This window comes from Enterococcus sp. DIV0682 (assembly GCF_051712685.1).
GTDB lineage: Bacteria > Bacillota > Bacilli > Lactobacillales > Enterococcaceae > Enterococcus > Enterococcus faecalis.
Genome location: NZ_JBIOPK010000001.1, coordinates 693,742 through 713,195, shown reverse-complemented (window position 1 = coordinate 713,195; position 19,454 = coordinate 693,742). Strand labels below are relative to the sequence as shown.

19 protein-coding genes and 1 other annotated feature are annotated in these 19,454 nt (G+C 36.3%); of the genes, 5 read left to right on the top strand and 14 right to left on the bottom strand.

Features of this window, described 5'->3' with window-relative positions:
• Nucleotides 1-101: 101 nt before the first annotated feature.
• Nucleotides 102-2,144: a penicillin-binding protein PBP4(5) gene (pbp4, locus tag IGK96_RS03460; protein ID WP_104846656.1), complete on the bottom strand. Its 2,043-nt coding sequence runs from the start codon at nucleotides 2,142-2,144 to the stop codon at nucleotides 102-104.
• A gap of 207 nt (nucleotides 2,145-2,351) precedes the next feature.
• Here pbp4 and IGK96_RS03455 point away from each other — a divergent pair, with 207 nt between their 5' ends.
• The 5 genes from IGK96_RS03455 to IGK96_RS03435 all read left to right on the top strand — a co-directional run bounded on the left by IGK96_RS03455 (nucleotide 2,352) and on the right by IGK96_RS03435 (nucleotide 7,609).
• Nucleotides 2,352-3,584 (top strand): SPFH domain-containing protein, encoded by a 1,233-nt coding sequence (locus tag IGK96_RS03455; RefSeq protein WP_002356656.1) that lies wholly within the window; start codon nucleotides 2,352-2,354, stop codon nucleotides 3,582-3,584.
• A gap of 103 nt (nucleotides 3,585-3,687) precedes the next feature.
• Nucleotides 3,688-4,833, top strand: a complete 1,146-nt coding sequence (locus IGK96_RS03450; protein ID WP_085443213.1) for an ATP-binding protein — start codon at nucleotides 3,688-3,690, stop codon at nucleotides 4,831-4,833.
• Nucleotides 4,830-5,621 (top strand): TPM domain-containing protein, encoded by a 792-nt coding sequence (locus tag IGK96_RS03445; RefSeq protein WP_085443212.1) that lies wholly within the window; start codon nucleotides 4,830-4,832, stop codon nucleotides 5,619-5,621. The genes IGK96_RS03450 and IGK96_RS03445 overlap by 4 nt, the downstream gene beginning before the upstream one ends.
• 222 nt (nucleotides 5,622-5,843) lie before the next feature.
• Nucleotides 5,844-6,395, top strand: a complete 552-nt coding sequence (locus IGK96_RS03440) for a DUF5067 domain-containing protein (protein ID WP_010707301.1) — start codon at nucleotides 5,844-5,846, stop codon at nucleotides 6,393-6,395.
• 101 nt (nucleotides 6,396-6,496) lie between these two features.
• Nucleotides 6,497-7,609, top strand: a complete 1,113-nt coding sequence (locus tag IGK96_RS03435) for an SHOCT domain-containing protein (protein ID WP_085443211.1) — start codon at nucleotides 6,497-6,499, stop codon at nucleotides 7,607-7,609.
• Nucleotides 7,610-7,633: 24 nt separating this feature from the next.
• Here IGK96_RS03435 and IGK96_RS03430 read toward each other — a convergent pair whose 3' ends face one another.
• The 13 genes from IGK96_RS03430 to IGK96_RS03370 all read right to left on the bottom strand — a co-directional run bounded on the left by IGK96_RS03430 (nucleotide 7,634) and on the right by IGK96_RS03370 (nucleotide 19,440).
• On the bottom strand, nucleotides 7,634-8,365 hold the full coding sequence (locus tag IGK96_RS03430) for an HAD family hydrolase (protein WP_070415967.1): 732 nt from the start codon (nucleotides 8,363-8,365) through the stop codon (nucleotides 7,634-7,636).
• 148 nt (nucleotides 8,366-8,513) lie between these two features.
• Complete coding sequence (locus IGK96_RS03425; protein ID WP_070415968.1) at nucleotides 8,514-8,741, bottom strand: hypothetical protein; 228 nt, start codon at nucleotides 8,739-8,741, stop codon at nucleotides 8,514-8,516.
• 87 nt (nucleotides 8,742-8,828) lie between these two features.
• Nucleotides 8,829-9,479 (bottom strand): diphthine--ammonia ligase, encoded by a 651-nt coding sequence (locus IGK96_RS03420; protein ID WP_070415969.1) that lies wholly within the window; start codon nucleotides 9,477-9,479, stop codon nucleotides 8,829-8,831.
• A 763-nt stretch (nucleotides 9,480-10,242) separates the two neighbouring features.
• Nucleotides 10,243-11,043, bottom strand: coding sequence for a phosphatidate cytidylyltransferase (locus tag IGK96_RS03415; protein WP_002397120.1), 801 nt, complete (start codon nucleotides 11,041-11,043; stop codon nucleotides 10,243-10,245).
• Nucleotides 11,040-11,855 (bottom strand): isoprenyl transferase, encoded by an 816-nt coding sequence (locus IGK96_RS03410; protein ID WP_010816669.1) that lies wholly within the window; start codon nucleotides 11,853-11,855, stop codon nucleotides 11,040-11,042. Before IGK96_RS03410 ends, IGK96_RS03415 begins: the two co-directional genes overlap by 4 nt.
• Nucleotides 11,856-12,202: 347 nt before the next feature.
• Nucleotides 12,203-13,021, bottom strand: a complete 819-nt coding sequence (locus IGK96_RS03405) for a MetQ/NlpA family ABC transporter substrate-binding protein (protein ID WP_002411086.1) — start codon at nucleotides 13,019-13,021, stop codon at nucleotides 12,203-12,205.
• A gap of 14 nt (nucleotides 13,022-13,035) precedes the next feature.
• Nucleotides 13,036-13,722, bottom strand: a complete 687-nt coding sequence (locus IGK96_RS03400; RefSeq protein WP_002356640.1) for a methionine ABC transporter permease — start codon at nucleotides 13,720-13,722, stop codon at nucleotides 13,036-13,038.
• Entirely contained in the window at nucleotides 13,715-14,752 is a 1,038-nt protein-coding gene (locus tag IGK96_RS03395) for a methionine ABC transporter ATP-binding protein (RefSeq protein WP_002364465.1), read from the bottom strand. Before IGK96_RS03395 ends, IGK96_RS03400 begins: the two co-directional genes overlap by 8 nt.
• A 113-nt stretch (nucleotides 14,753-14,865) precedes the next feature.
• Nucleotides 14,866-15,113 (bottom strand) — a binding site (T-box leader).
• 53 nt (nucleotides 15,114-15,166) lie between these two features.
• Nucleotides 15,167-15,481 (bottom strand): glycine cleavage system protein H, encoded by a 315-nt coding sequence (locus tag IGK96_RS03390; protein ID WP_011109554.1) that lies wholly within the window; start codon nucleotides 15,479-15,481, stop codon nucleotides 15,167-15,169.
• Between the two features lie 5 nt (nucleotides 15,482-15,486).
• Nucleotides 15,487-15,846: an arsenate reductase family protein gene (locus IGK96_RS03385; protein ID WP_002359675.1), complete on the bottom strand. Its 360-nt coding sequence runs from the start codon at nucleotides 15,844-15,846 to the stop codon at nucleotides 15,487-15,489.
• A 24-nt stretch (nucleotides 15,847-15,870) separates the two neighbouring features.
• Nucleotides 15,871-17,058: an FtsW/RodA/SpoVE family cell cycle protein gene (locus tag IGK96_RS03380; RefSeq protein ID WP_002367107.1), complete on the bottom strand. Its 1,188-nt coding sequence runs from the start codon at nucleotides 17,056-17,058 to the stop codon at nucleotides 15,871-15,873.
• Nucleotides 17,059-17,301: 243 nt separating this feature from the next.
• Nucleotides 17,302-18,738 (bottom strand): helix-turn-helix domain-containing protein, encoded by a 1,437-nt coding sequence (locus IGK96_RS03375; RefSeq protein ID WP_002356635.1) that lies wholly within the window; start codon nucleotides 18,736-18,738, stop codon nucleotides 17,302-17,304.
• Complete coding sequence (locus tag IGK96_RS03370) at nucleotides 18,739-19,440, bottom strand: bacterial Ig-like domain-containing protein (RefSeq protein WP_438755833.1); 702 nt, start codon at nucleotides 19,438-19,440, stop codon at nucleotides 18,739-18,741. It lies immediately after the preceding gene.
• Between the last annotated feature and the right edge of the window lie 14 nt (nucleotides 19,441-19,454).

Genomic DNA, 19,454 nt, shown 5'->3' with positions numbered 1-19,454 from the left:
TTCTACAATTTAGTCGCTTCATTGTAGCACACTTTCCTTTTTCTAAAAAGGGAAAACGAGGTTTCTTTTTACAGAAACCTCGTTTCGTTCATTTTCTCTTTTTATTTAATGGTTGCTTCTAAGTAATCAATTAATGGTTTACTGATATCTGTTGCAGAACCATTTTCTCCTGAATTTTCAACCATAATCATTGTTAAGAATTTATTGTTACTACGATCTAACGTTAGAAGGAAACTGTTTTCTTTGCCATCTGTATCTTGTTTATCTTTTATTTCAGCTGTTCCTGTTTTGGCAGCCAATGAGAAGTTCGGATTGTACATATTATAAACATAACCTGAAGGATCTTCCACACTACCTAAAAGATCTGTGGCAATTGTATTCGCTGCGTTGGCGCTGATTACATTGTCTTTTTTCTTCGTTTCTTTGTCTAAAACTAATTTTGGATAGACTAATGTCCCATTATTTTGGAAAACACTATACATGGTAGCTTGCTGGATTGGCGAAATTAACAATTGGCCTTGGCCGTAGCCCGTATCTGCCAAAAGAATTTCAGAATTAAATTTATCTTCATTTGAAATTTGAGCAGGCGTCATGGCAATTGGTAAATCTAGTTCCTCACCGAAAATGAATTTATTAAGACCCGCTCTAAATTTGTCTTCTCCCATCCGTAATGTTTGTTGGGCAAAATAAATATTATCTGAATTAACTAAAGCGGTACGCAGATTGACTGGACTTGCTTCTTTTACACGTGTTGCAAAATAGCCGCCCCAAGATTTATCTTTTTGCCATTTCAAGCCATTAATTTCTAGCTCTTCATCTGGCTTCAATGTCCCTGCATCTAAACCAATGGCACCGGTAATTGTTTTAAAGGTAGAACCTGGTGCATAGCCTGTCGCAAAACGTGCTGTGAATGGTAAATCTTTGTTGTTATTGTAAGCATCATATTCTTTTTGAGAAATACCATTGGCCATTTTATTAGGATCATACGAAGGTGAACTAACCGTTGCTAATAAATCGCCTTTTTGAGGATCGGTAATGACCGCACTACCAGGGCGTTTGTCAAATATAGCGAAGGCTTGTTGTTGTACGCCACTGTCAATCGTTAATTTAATCGTTTGACCATCTTTTTTCTCTTTGGTTTGTAAAGCTTTTTTGACATTCTCTTTGTCATCTAAAATAACTAGTGAGCCACCATCTTGCCCTCTTAATTCTTTATCAAACGCTCGTTCTAAGCCAGTTTTACCAATTACGCCCGTACTACTTAACTCTGGATTTTTTTTAATATCTTCTGCAGTAATGGTGCCTGTATACCCGATTAATTGCGCAGCTGCTTCCCCCAGCGGATAATAACGTGACTCTGTATCTTTTGTCGCAGCCCCTGTTGGTAATTCTGTCACTGGTTCAGAAGCGACTGTGATTGGTACAAAGGAGTCTGCTTGGACCCACCCTTGGCTTAACTTTTGATTGATTTCATCAACAGAAACGCCGAACTTATCACTAAAAGCTTTGATATTGGCTGTTTTTTCTGCGCCAGAACCGAGTTTGCCAGGCACTACGCCCACTTCGTCAAACACTTTGTTAATTGCTAGCCCACTACCATTACGATCGACAATTTCTCCACGTTTGGCATTATCTACTTGAATCGAAATTTTATCATTTCCTGACATATCTGGAAAAATTAAAGACGGCTTCCAAGCGATTTGGTAGGTATCGCCTTTTTTGGCGATACTTGATTGATAAGACAAATCTTTCATTTCGCCTAAAGGGGTACTCATCGATAATTTATAGTTAAATGTGTATTGATTGTCTTTCGCTTTTTTGACTTGAACATCACTAGCTTTGACTCCTTCTGCTTGAATCCCTGAATAAATTGCTTGGTATTTTTCAACAACAGATTTAGTATCATAGCCATTTTTCTTTAAGCTAGCTTCTTGAACAACGGACGGTAACTTATCAAATTTCTGTTTTGTCAATACGTTTAAAAATGTAGTAGCTGTTTTCTTCGCTTCGGCTAATTCTTGTTTGGCTTGCCATTGACTATAAGCATAATACCCGCCACCGGCAGCAGCGATTAGAACCAAGGCAGAAACACCAAGAATAAGTGGTTTTTTTGAAGATTTTTTATTACGATTGCTTCGTTCCATTCAATAATCCCCTAACTATATAATATGTCTTTTCTTCTATTATACGTAACTTTTTTTAAAATGCTTGTGTTTCACCTATACTTTTTTTAATTTCTTAATAAAGTTTGATCAATTTTTTCCATTTCATCAGGCTTTCGTTGGATTTCTCTGCATTCATTGTGTGGTATACTAGCTGTAACAATTAGTTTTTTATTAGGAGGAATGAACATGGGACTTATTAAAGCAGCAACAAGTTCAGTTGGCGGTGGCTTGGCCGATCAATGGCTAGAGGTTATTGAACCTGATAATATGGGGGACACAACCGTCATGACAAAAGGTGTTTTTGTGCGTAAAGATGATAAACGTGGTTCTAATCGTAAAGGAACGGACGATGTTTTAACAGATGGTTCTGTTGTACATGTCTATCCCAACATGATGATGCTTCTTGTCGATGGGGGCAAAATCATCGATTACACTGCTGAAGAAGGCTATTATACAGTCAAAAATGATTCTGCGCCTTCAATGTTTAACGGTTCTTTAAAAGATGCGATTGCAGAGACCTTCAGTCGTTTCAAATTTGGTGGCGTAACTCCACAAAAACAACAAGTTTTTTATATTAACTTGCAAGAAATTAAAGGCATTAAATTTGGAACACCTGCGCCATTAAACTATTTTGATAATTTTTATAATGCCGAACTTTTCTTACGTGCACACGGAAATTACTCAATTAAAATTACAGATCCTTTACTATTTTATACTAATGCGATTCCTAAAAATCAAACGCAAGTAGATATTAATGATATTAATGAACAATATTTGGCAGAGTTCATTACAGCATTGCAAGCAGCAATCAATCAAATGTCTGCTGATGGGCAACGTATTTCTTATGTTCCCTCAAAAAGTGTTGAATTAAGCAAATATATGCAAACTGCACTTGATGAGGATTGGCGCACCAATCGCGGCATGGAAATTGTTTCTGTAGCAGTTGCGAGCATTTCTTATACAGATGATTCAACAAAATTAATCAACATGCGAAATGAAGGAGCTATGCTCAGCGATCCAGGTGTTCGCGAAGGCTATGTTCAAGGTTCCTTGGCTCGTGGTATGGAGGCTGCTGGTAAAAATGAAGGTGGCGCTATGAGCGGCTTTATGGGCGTTGGTATGGGCATGAATGCGAATGGCAACTACTTTGCGCAAGCGTCTCAAACAAACCAACAACAAATGCAAGAAAAACAAAACCAGCAAAACGCACAAGGGGCTACAGACACTTGGACTTGCCCACAATGTGGGACTGAAAACACTGGGAAGTTTTGCTCAAACTGTGGTACACCAAAACCAACAAACGAAAAACCAAAATTAGAAATGAAATGTAGTGAATGTAGCGAAATTGTTGACTTAAGTAATGGTATTCCTAAGTTCTGTCCACATTGTGGTAAACCATTCCAAGGGGTTCCTTTATAAGCAAGTAGTGAACAATTAAAGAAAAGGGTCAGGCACAAGTCTACCCTTTTTCTTTGAATCAGATTCCTGTTATTTACTCACTCTATTAGAAAGGACGGTTGCAATGGAAACAACATTTACCCATAAATGCCCCAACTGTGGCGGCCCGCTCTTATTTAATCCCAAAGATCAAAAATTTCATTGTGAATATTGTTTAAATATTTACACGGAAGAAGAAGTGACTCGTTATGAGCAACAGCAACATGAGGCGCATTTAGAGAATCCCTCAACAACGACTGCCGAGGAAAATTTGACTTTCACGGCGGAAGAAGAATCCTCCGCTACGCAACAAACAGAGACCACTGAGAATGAAGCAGCTGCAGATGCAGGCACAATGGAAATTTTTAATTGTCCAAGCTGTGGCGCTCAAATTGTCACCGATGCAACAACGGCTGCCACATACTGTTATTATTGCCATAATCCTGTTGTCTTGGCTGGTCGATTAAGTGGCGAATTTTTACCAGAAAACGTCTTACCCTTTACAATTGAAAAAGACGAAGCGATTGAAAAATTTCTCGCTTGGACCAAGAAAAAATGGTTCATTCCCCGAGATTTTTTCAGCAAAAATCAAATCGATAAATTAACTGGGGTTTACTTCCCCTATTGGGTCGTTGATGCAGAAGTCGATGGACAACTCCAAGCTACTGGCACAAGTATTCGCATTTGGCGCGTAGGTGATATTGAATACACCGAAACAAAACGTTTCAATGTGGGACGTTCAGGAAAATTATCGTTTAAAGAATTAGTTAAAAATGCCTTGTCAAAAAACGTCCAACAAAAAATGTTGGAAGGCGTTCAACCATTTTTAATTGATCAAGCAGTGCCTTTCAAAAGCCAATACCTAGCAGGTTTCCAAGCAGAAAAACGCGATATTGAATATGAAGCAATCAAAAAACACGTCCAACAAGAATTACAAGATTATTCGGAATCATTGTTACGGGACTCTGCTTCTGGTTATACTACGTTGACAAATGTTCGCACGGATATTTCTCTAAACCAAGAAAATAATCACTATATGCTTTTGCCAATTTGGTTAGTCACCTATCGCAGTCAGGAACAATCAAAAAAAGTTTATTATTATGCCATGAATGGACAAACAGGTAAAGTAAGCGGTGTGCTTCCAATTAGTTACACTCGTTTAGGACTAGCAACGTTAGGCATTTTCGCTGGACTCTTAGCACTCTTTTTATTAGGAGGTTATTTCCTATGAAAAAACGACTTTTACCTATTTTTTTCCTAATACTTCTTACCTTTGGCCTTGCCCTACCCGTTTCGGCGGCTGAAAATTCAATTGATGATGGCGCACAATTACTGACACCTGATCAAATCAACCAACTAAAGCAAGAGATACAACCTTTAGAAGAAAAAACAAAAGCCTCTGTCTTTATTGTGACCACAAATAATAATACCTATGGCGATGAACAAGAATATGCAGATCATTATCTTTTAAATAAAGTTGGCAAGGACCAAAATGCGATTCTTTTTCTCATTGATATGGACTTACGGAAAGTCTACATCTCTACTTCTGGAAACATGATTGATTATATGACGGATGCACGAATTGATGATACCTTAGATAAAGTAATGGATGGGATGAGTCAAGGAAATTATTTCGCGGCTGCTCAAACCTTTGTTCAGGAAACTCAAGCATTTGTTAATAAAGGGGTTCCTGGGGGGCACTATCGTGTGGACAGCGAAACAGGTAAAATCACCCGTTATAAAGCCATTACCCCGCTGGAAATGGTAATTGCTTTTGCTGCTGCTCTGATACTCAGTTTGGTCTTCTTAGGCATTAATATTTCTAAATATCAATTAAAATTTTCAAGTTATCAATATCCCTTTAGGGAAAAAACAACTTTAAACTTAACCTCCCGCACAGATCAGTTAACCAACTCTTTCATCACTACGCGTCGTATTCCTAAAAACAATGGCGGTGGTGGCAGCACCACCCACTCAACTGGCGGCGGCACATTCGGTGGCGGCGGTCGAAGTTTTTAGATTTTTTATCTTTTTTAATTATTTCATAAAAATAATGGTGTTATTTTTATGAAATAATGATAAAATAAGTATACTGTGGTGTGTTATTTTTACACAGGACGGTATACTTATTTTCATTTAAACTAAGTGATTTGTAGTCCAAAGTTATTTAATTGGGGATTGTTTTCAACTATTTAGTAAGCGCTACAAATCATTAACTAAACTATGGGAGGGAAAGTGAAAATGAAAAAATTTTCTATGTTAGGATTAGTTTTAATTAGTACTCTGATTTTAGGTGCATGTGGTTCTGGAACAAACAACACTAATAAAACTAAAAAAACCTCAAGTACTGCTACCGCAACAACTGAAACAAAAGCTAAAGAAGATAAAGGGACTTATAAAGATCGAACATTGACTGTTCCTGATGGTGTATTAAAAATCACCGAATTCCAAAAAGGTACAAGTTTCGATGGTAAACCAATCTTTTATGTACTATTTGATTTGACTAATAACACTAAGGAAGCACAAGATGTACAAATGTTATACTCTAGTTTTGTTAGCGTATCACAAAATACCGGCGATACAACAGAAGATTTAACTTATGGAATTGTTAATGATTCTCCGATTAAAGATAGAATTGACATGTTAAATAAAAAAGTTAATCCTGGCGCAACTGTCCAAGCAGCATACCCTTATGAATTTGCTGATGAAACAAAACCTGTAACTTTTACTTTCAGAGACAGTATGTTCAGCATGGGAGATTCTATCGCTGTTGAAGAAATTACAATTAAATAGTCTGTAAGCAAGTAGGCACTTAGTTCTACTTGCTTTTTTGGTTTGTTCTTCATAGAGTTGAATGGTAAAATTAATTTATCTTAACAAAAAGGAGTCATCCCATGAAAAGTATGTGCGAACTGTGTGATCTAAATCCTGGTAAAATCATCACCTTTGATAATCACGGTATCTGTAAACATTGTGCAGAACATTTAGAGTTAAAACCAAAAGAAATTAAAGATCGAACAATGGAAAGTATTATAAAACGTCAAGAAGAAATTATAAAAAAGGATCAAGCAATGCAAGCAAAGGGAAATTTATGTTATCTTTGCGAAGAGGAAACTGGCAAGTACTTTACGAGTGATTTTTATCGCGTAGGAAAAAGCTGTTTAAAAAAACTTAAAGTATCCACTTGGTCCGTTGATAAAAAAAGTTTAGCTGATTTACAACAAATGCAAGAGTTAATAAACAAGCAGTCTGAAATCGCAAAAGCAAATGAAAAAAATGCTGAAGTTTATGGAAATCTATGTGCTCTTTGTCAGGATAATAAAGGAAAATATTTAACTTCAGATAATTACCAAATCTGTAAGAAATGTGCAGGTCAACTCGGTGTCCAGGCACAAGGATATACCCAAACTTGGACATTGACGGATTTAAGAAATGTCCAAGAAGACAACCGGCTATTCAATCCTACAACAACTATTGCTGGCTCGATTGAATTCGATGAACCTGAAAAAAAATTTCGACTGGTTGGTTCATCAAAAATTTTGCCAGTAAGCATTATCGCTGATTACAAAATTTTAGAGAAAAAAAATACCCATTTCACCGAAGAAAACGTACCTTATGATCGCGTCAGTAGTGTCTATATTTTGATTAATCTAGATGATTTGCAACGCCCAACCATCACTATTTCCTTTTTAAAGACACTTAGTGAGCAAACCACTGAATTTGATCGTCAATTAGCGATCGATAGAGCCCGTTTCAACGCCGAACGAGCCCTTTCATCATTAGACACTATTGTTCGTCGAATAAAAGAAAAAGAAATACCAACTCCTATAAAGAGTGATGAAAACCAACCGATTGAACCAAAGCTATCTGATTCACAAAAAAACTCATCTAGCGCTATTGAAGACGTAATGGCTGCGTTAAGAAATTTAAAACTGTTAGTAGATGAAGGAATTCTAACAGAAGAAGAATTTCAACAAAAGAAACGGCAATTGCTTCAATTAGATTAATAAAAAAAATCCTGAAAAGACTCGTCATCTTTTCAGGATTTTTTTCTTCTTGGTATTTTCCCATAATTCTTGATAAGGTATTTCATGGATATCACGGAAATAGGCTACTTCAAACTTTTCAAAATCAGTTGACTGGCAGTTGCCTGTTAAAACACCAATTCCTGCTTTGCCATGACAAGTTCCCATGAAAACATCCACGAGCGAATCCCCCACCATAATTACTTCTGTCGACTTCAATTGACATGACTGACAAAAGGCTTGGAGCATGTCCGCATCTGGTTTCGGTAAGTAACGATCTCCTGTCGCAATAAAATCAAACATTACTGTTAAACCAAGATATTCCATAATCAACATAGTCGCTGGCAAAGTATCTGAAGTTGCTAATCCAATTTTATAGTTCTTCCGTTTTAGCTCAAGAAATAACTGTTTTAAATCACCAATTGGTTCAATCTTTTTCAGATTTTTTCGTAAATAATCATAAAAAAATTGCTCCAGCCATCGACTGCTGATTCCCTGTTCGACTAATTCCTCAAATTGCGCCAATTCCTGATAAAGTTCCTGATAAAGGACTTCATCAAGTAAATGTTTTTGCAAAAAACGTTGCTCCTGAATAGCTAATATCTTTTTTATTTCTGCTGAATGATGAGGGGCTAACATACTTAGTGTTTCAAAACAAGCTTGCAAACCTGCTTGCCAAAGAGTATCAAAACGAATACACGTACCATCTTTATCAAATAAAATTCCTCGATTTTCCATGAAAGAACACCTCAAAACGTTTACTTTGCTTCCTATTTGTTTCTTCAAGTATACTAATCATTTATTTGATTTTGATATTCTTTTTGTATCATTTGTGTAAAAAAAATATAAAAAAGCAACGAATTTAGAAAAATTCGTTGCTTTTTTATTAATCAATCACTTTTTTCACTTTGAATCCTTTTGTTTCAGTAGACGGTTCTGTTTGATCAGCTAATTCAAATAAAATATGGGTACCATTTTCTTCATCTTCAACGATAATCAGTTTTCCTGGAATCTTTCGAGTATCTTTCGCAATTTGGGCTTCTTTAATTAATTCTTTTTGATCTCTTTTTGAAGCAAGGGCATTTCCTAAATTAAAAAAGACAGTTTCTTCCATAATTAACCACTCACTTTCTCTACTTTTCTTAAGTCAATTATAGCATATCACTAGAAAAAGTGGCAGCTTGTGTCCTTTTACTTTCATTTAAGCATCAATAATCAAAGAATAAGCATAAGTACTTTCATAAATTCCTGAAGTATAATAATTGAGCCTCTTTTTAAATAGCGGGCCGTCAATTACCAACGTATGGTACTCCCCGTTTTCTCCGCAAATATCTAATTGATGCTCTTTAAGGTACGTGATAAATGTTTCATCTAACGGTTCTCCTAAAAATTTTATTGGAATGCCTGCCTCTTTGCTGACCGTTTTGATAATTGCTGTGTACCCTTTTGCCAAGAATTCTTTGACAAGTGCTTCGCGATTCTCCTGCCAAAGAGGTAATTGTGGCTCAAGCCCAGCACTTAATGCAACTTGGCGATCCCAAGCACCATTTTGTTCAATATCTATATCGCCAAAACAAACCGTTTCTGCACCCAATTTTTTAGTTTCATGCAGTGCCTCAACCACTTTTTCTGTGTAATTTGTTTCATTGTTATGTGATATAACAAGTGGTAAATCTAACGCTTCGGCCGCTGCTTCTAAGACGGAGATTGGTATCCCGTGAAACCAAGAACGATTAATTTCATCACTTAGTGTTGTCACTAACGCTACTGGCTGATTTCCTGCTTGTATCAATCGATCCATCGCCAATAAACAATCTTTACCAGAGCTATAACTTAAACAAAATTTTTTCATAAACGTTCCCTCTTTTCTCTATGACTATACCTCAAAACAATACATCCGTATACATATTTATTATTTAAGTATAACTAATACTGAATAGTTATTTGAATCAAAACATGGTATAAAATAGAGGTAAAGCAAGCTTTATTCACTTCTTTATATCTCTTTTCAACGGATGATCAGCTGGCGGAAACCAGCTGATCTTTTTTTCAAAAAACACAGCTATCTTTTGCAGTTTTCTTTTCCTCATGTTATAAAGAGAGGGTAGGAAGCATTTATTCACTTCTTTACAAATCTATCTTAATCTTAGACAGTCGGCGGAAAACGGCTGTCTATTTATCTGGAAAAATTATGAACTCGTCAGCTAGTGGTCAGTTGACGAGTTTTATGTTATAATAATTAGAACACGAAAAATATTTTTAAACGAACCATTCAATTGTTTTGATGATTTTATTCAAAACTGGCGTGTCTAGAGAGACACAAGGATGTATTAGAGGTAGGGAATACATCGCTTAAATGAAAAATACTTGAATACTAGAAATAGTCTGATCCAACTTTAAAATAATAATATTGATTCGTTAGATAGCCTTCTCTTTAAAGAGAAGGCTATTGTCAATTAAAGAGTAAAACCACCGCATGTTTAAAATTAAACTTATCTCAAACATACCCTGTCAGTGTTTCACGCATTATCTCAATAAACAGCAAAAATCCAGAAGAGAGACTCTTCTGGATTTTTGCTTATTTGACGATACTTTTTTAAATTTTGTTAATCAATTTAAAATAATCCACATAAGTGCATAATTGGGAAAACAAATAATAAACTATCAAAACGATCTAAAATACCACCATGTCCTGGCAAGATGTTACCAGAGTCTTTCACGCCATAATGACGTTTGATAGAAGATTCAACCAAATCACCGAATTGACCTACTATAGAAAATAGAACCGTCAATACAAGCATCACCGGCATCGGATAAGGAAATAGCCCTTTATTAGCTGTGAAAACTAAAAACAACGCTGCTACAACGACGGCTGATAAAATACCACCAAGTGCACCTTCTATTGTCTTGTTGGGTGAAACATCTGGCATCAATTTATGACGACCAAATCGGCGTCCAAATAGATATGCACCAATATCCGTTGCCCAGACAATGAATAAAGCAAATAACAAGACTTCAAAACCTGCGGAACGGGCACTAATAAAGTTCTGGAACCCCATCCCTACATATAAACTGACAATAACTGGAAAGCCAGCTTCTTCAATCGTATATGTATTTTTAGAAATTACCGAAGCACCTAACAACAACATTACAGTGACATAAAATAAAATGAAATTTGTTTGCATTTCCGGCAAAAAGTTTAACCATTTAATTGTTGGGATAACTAAAAAAACGGCCCCTAATGCTGATAAAATACCTTCAAAACTTAATAACGTTAATCCTTTCATACGGAATAACTCGTACACGCCGACTACTGCCAAAGCAACAGCGGCAATCTCAATTGCAAAACCACCATACCAGATAATTGGAATAAAGATGATTAATGCGACGATAGCTGTGATGACACGTTGTCTCACTGCGGATCGCTCCCTTCTGTTTCTGTAGTTTCTTTTAGACCTCCAAAACGACGATTACGATTTTGGAAAGAAGCAATCGCGGTTTCTAAAGTGTCTCCTGAAAAATCAGGCCATAATGCTTTTGTAAAAAACAACTCGCTATAAGCAATTTGCCATAGCAAGAAATTACTAATTCTCTCTTCCCCACTTGTTCGAATCAACAATTCTGGATCGCGAAGTTCCGTGGGTAAAAAGCCAGTCATTAAGTGATCTGCGATCGTTTCTTCTGTAATCTCATCTGCCGTATATGCTTTTTCTGAAACCTCTGTAGCAATCTGTTTCATGGCAGTTAGTAGCTCCGCACGCGCCCCATAATTTAAAGCAAAGTTCAAAACCATGCCCGTATTGTCTTTGGTTTGCTCAATGGCCCGCTTAACAGCATCTTGCGTATGGCTTGGTAGAAACTCTTGGTAGCCCATTACATTGACTTTAACATTTTCCTTAATTAATTCAGGCACGAATGTATCAAAAAAATCAACAGGCAATTGCATTAAGAAATTGACTTCATCTGTTGGTCTCTTCCAATTTTCCGTTGAAAATGCATAAAGTGTTAAAACTTTAACGCCTAAATGACTAGCATGCTTCGTTATTTTTTTAACCGTATCCATGCCTTCTTTATGTCCAGCAATTCTCGGCAGTCTTCGATTCTGTGCCCACCGGCCATTTCCGTCCATAATAATGGCAATGTGCTGCGGAATTTGGCCTTCTTTATCAAAGGCGTACTGGCTTGCTTCTTCTACATATTTATTTTTTTGCGGAAAAAAACGTAACATCTTTTTCCCTCCATTCCAAAAAATCTATCTTAATTATTATAACAATAACTAATGCAAATGCCTATGCATAGTCCCTGAATTTTCCTGATAATTAAGAAATTCCTTGTAACTTTATCATTTATGGTCCTTTTTTAAAAGAAAAAAACTTAGACTTGGCAGGTAAATCAACATGATGTATCTGCCTAGCTCTAAAATTTTAAATAAACAACGGGACAGGAGCAGCTTCTTCGGAAATAAGCTGAACGTCCTTGAGAGACAAAAAGCATCTTTCAGAACTTTCTTCTTATTTCTTGAAGCTTAACACGCCTGTCCCGACCTCAAGTTTTTATTCTATTGTCTTTTTCTCTTTATTCATTGACTGGAACAATGGCACCGTTCCATTTTTTCGTAATCCAATCTTGGACTTCTTTGCTACGTAACACTTTGACTAATTTTTTTACATTTTCGTTGTTTTCGTCTTCTTTACGAACCGCAATAATATTGGCATAAGGTGAACTTTCTTTTTCTAAGGCAATCGCATCTTTTTTCGGATTTAATCCTTGATCCACGGCAAAGTTTGAGTTAATTAAAACCGCAGCCCCTTCTTCATTGTCATAAAGAGTGGTCATGATTGCTGGATCACTTTCATGATTGAATTTCAACTTTTTAGTATTTTTATCAATATCATCGAAAGTAGCAGTTGTCCGGTCTACCCCTTCTTTCAGCGTGATTAAACCAGCATCTTCTAAAATCGTTAAAACACGTGGCCAATCTGAAACGGAAGAGCTAACGTAAATCGTTGAACCATCAGGAATTTCTTGTAACGATTTGTATTTTTTCGAGTAAAGCCCAACTGGTTCTAAATGAATCGCACCTGCATTCACAAAGTCATAATCATTTTCTTTAACCGCTTCATTAAAGAACGGCACATGTTGGAAATAGTTGGCATCGATATCGCCACTTTCCAACGCCTTGTTAGGTAGCACGTAATCTGTATAAGTCGTCACTTCTAGTTTTACGCCTTCTTTTTCTAATAAAGGTTTTACATGTTCTAAAATCTCTGCATGTGGAACCGGTGAAGCCCCAACTTTCAAGACCGAGTCATCACTCTTTTTATTGCCGCAAGCCCCTAAAATTAAGACAGCTGCTGCTACAGTAATTACTGACCATAATGTACGTTTTTTCATCTTATTCCCTCCATTTATCGTTTATCTATTTTTTTAGCGACTGTATCCCCAAGCCATTGAATCGCAAAGACAATAATTAAGATACAAATCGTTGCTACTAAGGTAACTGTATTTTGACCACGTTGGAAGCCATCTTGATACGCCAAACTTCCTAAACCGCCCGCTCCAATAGCAGCTGCCATTGCAGTGTAGCCCACTAAGGAAATGGTTGTAACGGTTAAGCCAGAAACAAGTGCTGGCAGACTTTCTGGTAATAGAACTTTCCAAATTATTTGGAAACGATTGGCCCCCATTGCTTTGGCTGCTTCAATCACGCCTTTATCGACTTCACGAAAAGCAATTTCGACCATGCGAGCATAAAAAGGTGCTGCGGAAATAATCAATGCTGGTAAGGAGCCTTTGACACCAGACATACTCCCTAAAATAATTTTTGTAAAAGGAATTAACAGAACGATTAAGATAATAAACGGAATCGAACGGAAAATATTTACAAAAATGGCCACTAGCCAATACAGTAATCGGCTCAAAATCCCTTTTCTGCCTGACGTTTCAAAAAGTAGTAGTCCTAAAATCAGCCCTAAAATGGCGACCACTATGATTGAAATCCCTGTCATATAGAGTGTTTCAATCGTTTTTTCTTGTAGTTTACTTATATCAATTTGGGAAAAATCAAAGAAACTTGCTAAGCCACGATTATTCATTTCCAATCACCTCTGTTTCTACACGAAGTTTACGTAATCCTTCAATGGCTGCTAGAATATTTTGCTCTTCGCCTAATAATTGAATATAAAGAGAACCCACTGCACCCTGCTTTGTTTGCTGAATGTTCCCTTGAATAATACTGACTTCTACTTGATATTCTTGGACAATATGCGAGATAATTGGCAATTTCGCTTGTTCGCCGTGGAAAAGTAGGCGAACAATTTTTCCATTCGGATATTGTTCCAACATTTCTTCAACAACCAGTTCCGTTTCTTCAATGTTTTTATCCGCTTCTTGTTGGATAAAGCGTTTCGCAATTTCTGTTTGAGGCTTTTTGAAAATATCGATTACTTTACCTTCTTCAACAATTTCACCATATTCCATCACGGCTACGCGATTACAAATTTTACGAATCACGTGCATTTCGTGGGTAATTAATACAACCGTTAAATTTAATTCTTGGTTGATTTTTAGTAGTAATTCTAGCACTTCATCGGTTGTCTGCGGATCCAAAGCACTTGTTGCTTCATCACAAAGCAAAATGTCAGGATTGTTAGCTAAGGCACGGGCAATCCCCACTCGTTGCTTTTGCCCACCAGAGAGTTGACTTGGGTAGGCATTTTCCCGTCCTTCTAAACCAACCAACTTGATTAACTCTTCTGCGCGGCTTTTCCGATTTTGTTTTGGAACGCCAGCAATTTCCAATGGGAGCATGATATTTTCTAGGACCGTCCGTGACCATAATAAATTAAAATGTTGAAAGATCATCCCAATTTTTTTACGGAAGTTTCGTAGTTCTTTATTTGGCAACAATGCAATATCTTGTCCTTGAATTTCTACTTCACCTTCTGTAGGTGTTTCAAGTCCATTCAATAGGCGAACCAACGTACTTTTTCCTGCACCTGAATAGCCAATAATGCCATAAATATCTCCTGATTCAACCGTTAAATCAATATCTTTTAAAGCCGTGACTTTACCCGCTTTACCGGAAAACTCTTTTTTTACATGACGTAATTCAATTAATGCCATTTTGTTCTCCTCTTCTTTCTGTTCTACTTTCTTATTTTGAAGGTTTCGCACTTTTTATGAAACGAATTTGCTTAATAAAAACAAAAAAACTTCCATCCTTTTGCTATTACAGCAAAAAGGACGAAAGTTTGTCATTTCGTGATACCACCTTAATTCGCTATTATTTCTCAATAATAACCTCATACGGTACTTGATTCTTCGCATACCGTTGGCTGTAACGGGCGCCCCGTAGTAAGTTCACTGCTTCGCTCACTTACTCTGCTCAAAGACCATCTTCCATCTTAAATCTGTTACCCATTCTCAGCAAACAGGGCTCTCTTCAAACGTCCTTAACATGTACTCTTCTTTTCAAAGCTTTCTTTTGATTAGATTGAGAAAATTATAGCAATAAACATTGACCTTGTCAACGTAAGACTAAAGATTTTCAAATTCTGTTGGTTCAACATCTGCTAAAACAGCAATCCAGGCATTTTCTTCATCTAATGCACTTGGCTCTTGATCAGCCGCTTCATTAATCGCAACTACCTTACCAGATAATGGACTACTGAATTCACTGACTGCTTTTTCTGCTTCTAATTCAATTAAAGAATCACCTTTAGCTAATGTTTGTCCGACTTTTGGAAATGTTGCAAAAGTAATCTTCCCTAAATCCTCTTGGGCTTCGGCAGTTAAACCAATTTTATAACCTGCTTCTGTTGGTAAAATCCATAATTGATCGATTTGTTTCATTTCACTCATTTTCCAAGCACTCCTTCGTAATCTGCTTCTTTAAAACCATTCGTTAGAAATGTATTGTCTTTTAAGAGAATTGGACGCTTAATCAACATGCCATCCGCAGCTAAACGCTGACTTGCTTCTTCAATAGAAAAACTGTCAACCAGATCTTTTAAGCCTTGTTCTCTATATAAAACCCCGCTTGTGTTAAAAAAACGACGAACAGGCAAGCCGGTCTCTTTCATCCATTTTGCTAATTGTTCACTACTAGGCGGTGTTGCTTTAATATCAATTGCTTGGTATTTAACGCCTTGTTGGTCTAACCACGCTTTCGCTTTTTTACAAGTTGAGCATTTAGGATATTCATAAAGTGTGTACATTTCTACCCCTTCTTTCTTCTTTCTTTAACGGCCACTTCTGGTACGAACCGTTTCTTGTTGGTAACGCATGGACATAATTAAGCCCACCCCAATCATGTTACCTAAAATGGAAGAACCACCTTGACTAATAAACGGTAATGGAATCCCAGTTAATGGTAGTAAACCAATATTTGCTCCAATGTTTTCAAAAACATGGAACAAAATCATCATGATAATTCCTGTGGCAATGTAGGCATAGAATTCATTATTTGTATCAAAACAAACGCGAATCATGCGGTAGATTAAAATAAAATACAACAAAATAATGAAACAGCCACCAATAAAGCCAAAGTTTTCACCAACAACTGTAAAAATCATATCTGACTCACGAACAGGGACATACACATCACTCACGTTAAAGCCTTTTCCGAAAAGGCCCCCAGAACCAATTGCTGTTAATGCTAGCGCTGGTTGGAATGAGCGATCTGGATCTGTATGGAAAGGATTTAGCCATAAATCAATCCGATCAAATTGATAAGCTTTAATGCCAATTTTAGACAATAAGTCTCTTCCTGTTTCTGTTGTTACCAAGTAGATGGTTCCAGCTCCGACTAGAGCAGCTATGATAAAGGCGGGCACAATAATTTTCCAAGTAATGCCAGACATTAAGAAAACTCCCCCAAAAATGGCTAAGAAAACTAACATCGTCCCGAAGTCTTTTTGTAAAAGTACTAAAACAATTACCGGAATCGCCACTAATAGCATTTTAGCGATTAGCCAAAAGTCGCTTTTGAGTGTTCGGTCCACATATTTAACATTATGCATGGTCACTATATAGGCCAACATCAAAATAAACGCAATCTTCATCAATTCCGATGGTTGGAATGTGGTGCCACCAAAGCGAATCCAGTTTTTAGAACCTGTTTGCTCTGCTAGCACGGGATCATAGAATTTCAGTAGTAATCCCATTAATACTAATCCAAGTGCATAAAAAACGGGCGTTAACCGCCAGAGTAATTTTGAGCTAAAATGCATAATAATGACAATACTTAATCCTCCGACTAAATACCACAGTCCTTGTTTCATTAACAAGCTACCAATTTTAGGTTTGCTTGGATCATTGTAAAGCGCTACGTAAAGCGATAGCATACCAATTAGTGATAAAAGAAACACTGGTAATATCACGCCGTAATCAATTCGACTATCTAAATTTGTTTTCTCTTTTCTATTCATTCGTCATCCCTTTTCCTTTGTTCATACGTTTTTTATTATATCTTTCTCACAGAAGAAAAGAAAGGAATTCTACTATATTTGAGAAAAACTTTAGAGAATTGGTCCTTCACTAGCAATTTTTTCTTTTTCTTCAATCCTATTTTGCTTTTATTTAAAATTTTTTACATCAGTGATAATGAGAAAGTTTACTATAAACAGTCAGTAACAAAAAACAGTCGCAACTAAAACACGTTGCGACTGTTTTTATTCGCTTTTTCTTTGTTTCGTTTGTTGTAGCTCTTTATTAATTCGGACAATTTCGTTGCCAAAATTTTGCCAGTCACTGGCTCGCGGGGGCGCTAGCCAAATTAAACATTTTACTGAAAATAATGTTTTTGGTAAATAATCTGAAACTACTAAATCCGTATCTGGTCGAATCGCTGAATGAAAGTGAATGCTGAAAGATTCGAATATTTTGATTTGTTCTTTGATAAACTGAGTATATTTTTCTCCTTGCGTAAAATTCACATAAAGATTGATCGTGCTTTTTTCATTCCTTTGGTCATAAAGACGGGATAACACTAATAGCAAATCAAAAAATAAAGAAAGCTTACTAAACTCAAACGCCGAGCAATCCAACGCAAATAAAAACTGACGACAGCTATTAAAAACAATTGGGTAGCGTTCCTGAAAAAATTCTAAATCCATAATTCGTAAGGTGATATCGATGAACGGCGTAATAAAACGATGTTGATAAATAATCGGAACAATTTCTTGATAAAATTCTTCGTCCGAAATTGTAAACGGCATATAAGAAAAGAATAATGTTTTCGTAGCCGTAATTGCCTCATTGTGAGAACTCAGCAAATGTTCCGAAATAAGTTCACTTTGATAGACCGATAAATTGCCGATAATTCCTTGAATTTCTGCGTTTTTCTCTGCATGAGTCGCCTTCATCACTTCGTTGATCCAACTTTGAATTTCTTGATAAATCGAACTTTCTTCATCAAAAGCGAATGGATTTTCTTCTTGGGATAAAAAATAATTAGCTTTTCTCTGCGTTCGTTCTAACGCCACCAATACATAATGTTTAAATAAATGAAAATTAGTGATATTTTCATAAGAGCCTTTCAATTGAGCCAATAATTGGTTCACTGCGCGAAGATCTGTTTGATTATATAATTCTTCAGAATCTTTGTAAATTCGGTAATAAAGCATAGTAAAATATTGTCTAATCGCCATTTCATTGCCGCTAAGTTGTAAATTTTTGGATAACTTAATACCGTATTGACCTAATTCTTTCCGGATATGGTCAACAATTTTGTATACAACCGTTCGACTCATCCCGTGCTTTTCACCGTATTTTTTGATTGAGGTAAACTGATGAAAGAAAATCGTTTTTAATAGATTAAATTCTAACGAGTCTTTTAAATAATATTCTTCAATAATACTTGAAGAAATACGAAGGCTTTGAGATAACAAAATTTCATTATTTTTTTCACTGATTTCCATCTCATTAATCAGACCAAAGCGTTGCAAATCTGCATTGATTTCTGTTATGTTCCGTTCTAGCAAATAAGGAGAAATAGCTAATTGCTTACATAAACGATCTTTTCGTTCAGAAAATGAATATTGTTGCTCTAACTTTCTAATAATCGCTAATTTTAAATTTTCCCGATCATCTAATAACAAGAATTCCATTTAAACTCTCCTTGTTCCATACAAAAGTGAGCCTGACAGGAAGCTTAAAGTGGTGCCAAATTGAGAGGACCCACTTGCCGCTCCTCCAGTAATTTCCACTGGGGCTATCGTATCTATTTTTTTCAACAACTCATCATTTAACAGCACCTTTTTATTTACTCGTTCCTGTTCAATTTTATTTTTCTTTTTCTCCTGTTTTGTTTGTTGCTCCTTGTCCTGTCTTGAGGCAATAATTGGTCTTTCTGGCCCAATCATTGCTTGACTATAAGGAAGCTCTGCAAGCATATTCCCCTCTGCAGCAAAATTAGTAGGGTTGACATACACCTTCGCAATAGAAAGGTATGACTCGTAACGGAAGGTTACAAAATAAAGGCCTACTTTTTGAGTATTTACATTATTTTCTATAATTACATTTTCTAAATTTAGAGGGCATCCCTCTTTATCTTTTAGAAAAACAACATTGTCTAATGGTGACCATGCTTGATTAACTCCTACAAACGTGTCTTTTAATTTAAGTTCCGTTTGATTTTCTTTGACCGTAATGGTTGCTGTTTCAATTTTGCCATCTACTTCATAAGTCACGGTGTATTTGCCTGGTGTTGTCACTTCGTTGGCATAGCTATTCACTGAAGCAATTAACATTCCTGAAGAAAGAAATAAGGCTGTGCCGATACTACCATAATAAATAGTTCGCTGGTTCATCTCGTTTATTATTC